The 2,438-nt window shown below is 62.1% G+C and carries 1 protein-coding gene; it reads left to right on the top strand.

Features of this window, described 5'->3' with window-relative positions; genetic code table 11:
• Window positions 1-351: 351 nt before the first annotated feature.
• Entirely contained in the window at window positions 352-1,866 is a 1,515-nt protein-coding gene (locus WEB61_RS07620) for an alkaline phosphatase family protein (RefSeq protein WP_368063735.1), read from the top strand.
• Window positions 1,867-2,438: the final 572 nt, after the last annotated feature.

The following is a 2,438-nucleotide window of genomic DNA, read 5'->3' as shown; positions in this document are numbered from 1 at the left end:
GAATTCTTGATGGCGCCTTCCATCACGGTCATGCCGTTCTCGACATCGATCGCGTGTTCCGTGCCGTTGTGTTCGATAAAGGTGATCTTCGCCATCTTGATTTTCTTGCCGGTGTTGGAAGGCTCCCTGGGGACCCCGCGAAAGGGCCGGCACATAGATGCCGTAGCGGCCATCGCATTTCAACCCCTCAATCGGGGCCGGACCCGGCCAAGGCGTCGCACCCGCCGAAAAAGCCCCGGACGACGCCGCGTCACCCCCTGTTGTCGCGCTGTTGCACGCGGCGCATAGTCTTGGCCAAAAGCGTAAACGGCCGGGAGCGCGACGGAAATGCCAGAACCCAAGCAAGAGCCCATGAACGTCCTTTTCATCACCGCCGACCAGTGGCGCGGCGAGTGCCTGTCGGCGCTCGGGCACCCGACGGTCCGGACGCCGAACCTCGATGCGCTGGCGGCGGGCGGCATTCTTTTCCGCAATCATTTCGCCAACGCGGTCCCTTGCGGCCCCTCGCGCGCCTCGCTTCACACCGGCATGTATCTGCAGAACCACCGCTCCGGCACCAACGGGACGCCGCTCGACGCGCGCCACACCAACTGGGCGAAGGAAGCGGCGCGCGCGGGCTACGACCCGGTGCTCTTCGGCTACACCGACACCAGCCAGGACCCGCGCGCCGAAGACCCCGAAAGCCCGTGGCTGCTGACTTATGAGGGGCCCCTGCCCGGCATCCGCCCGATCTGCATGATGGGCACCTGGCCCCATCCGTGGACGGATTATCTGAAAGAGCAAGGCTTCGAGGTGCCGGCCGACATCCGCTACGCCTATGGCCACCGCGCGCCGGGCCCGGAATATGAGGACGGCGCGCCCCACGCCCGCCCGCTCGTCTATCCGGCCGAACACGACGACACGTCCTATCTGACGAACCGTCTGATGGACTTCATCGGCGAAACGGAAAAGCCTTTCGTGGCGCATCTTTCGCTCTTGCGCCCGCACCCGCCCTTCGTCGCGCCGGAGCCTTGGAATGCGATGTACGACCCGGCGGCGGTGCCGGGCTTCGCGCGGCAGGCGACGCCCGAAGCCGAAGCGGCGCAGCATCCCTGGCTCGAACACCAGCTCGGCCGCAGGCTCTTCCGCGCGCCGGCCGACGAGAAAAAGCTCCGCAGGCTGAAGGCCGTCTATTACGGGCTGATGTCGGAAGTGGACGCCGCGCTCGGCCGTGTTTTCGCTTTTCTGAAGGAAACCGGCCGCTGGGACAACACGCTGATCGTCTTCACCTCCGACCACGGCGAACAGATGGGCGACCGCTGGCTGCTCGGGAAATGCGGCTGGTTCGACGGCTCCTACCATATTCCGCTGATTGTCCGCGACCCGCGCGGCGGCGCCGACGCCACGCGCGGCACGGTTGTTAGTCAGTTCACGGAGAATGTCGACATCATGCCGACAATGCTCGATTTCATCGGCGCCGAAACGCCGGTGCAATGCGACGGCAAGTCGCTGATGCCGTTCCTCCGCGACGGTCGCGCGCCCGCAAACTGGCGCAGCGAAGCCCATTGGGAATTTGATTTTCGCGATCCGGCCGACGACAGCGCCGAGAAGCGATTGGGCCTGACGCTGCATCAATGCACGATGAATATTCTGCGCGGGGACCGCTACAAATACGTCCACTTCACGCACCTGCCGCCGCTCTTTTTCGACCTCGAAAAAGACCCGCATGAATTCGAAAATCTGGCGGCAAAGCCCGAATATCTTTCCCTGGTGCTTGAACATGCGCAAAAGCTGCTTTCCTGGCGGATGAACCACGACGAGCAGACGCTGACCCATATCGCGCTGACCGACGACGGACCCGTGGCGCGCAAGGCGGCGCGCTATTGATCCGTGAGCGGATTTTAACGGACGCGGAAAAGCCGGGGATAAGTCCTTTATGACAGTTTCGTGACAGCCGAAAACGGCAGCGGACCCCCCTCTGTCACGGAACTGTCAAAAAACTGTCACAAATGGATTTCGGGGCGATTTATCCCCGGGCGCAGGTTGCACTTATCCCCGCTCGCGAGCGCTTGGGAGAGACGAAATCGGAGACGAATTGAGAGACGCGCGCGGAGACCAGCACGGTGCTTTTGACGGAGACGTGTTGAGAGCGCTCTACGGTGCGATTGAGGAGGTGAATTCAGGTGTCCGGATCGGCGCTTTTTCAGGTGACGCGTTGAGGGCTGTGTTCGATGCGAATGGAGGAGCCGATTTCGGAGCTTTCGATGGCGCTCGTTTGGACTGTGGGTATGAGGGGTGATCGCCCTCACCTACTTCGTCTTTGCCGGGCTTGATCCATAGCTGTCCGGTTTAATTTTCGAATCCACATTTAACCGTCATGACCCGGCTTGTCCGGGTCATCCACGTCTTTTTTTATCTTCCTGTGCTTGCTGCCAAGACGTGGATGGCCCGCATAAAGC

This window comes from Parvibaculum sp. (assembly GCF_040882025.1).
In the GTDB taxonomy this organism is placed as follows: domain Bacteria; phylum Pseudomonadota; class Alphaproteobacteria; order Parvibaculales; family Parvibaculaceae; genus Parvibaculum.
The sequence above is the reverse complement of the archived record's forward strand: the minus strand, read 5'-3'. Positions and strand labels throughout refer to the sequence as shown.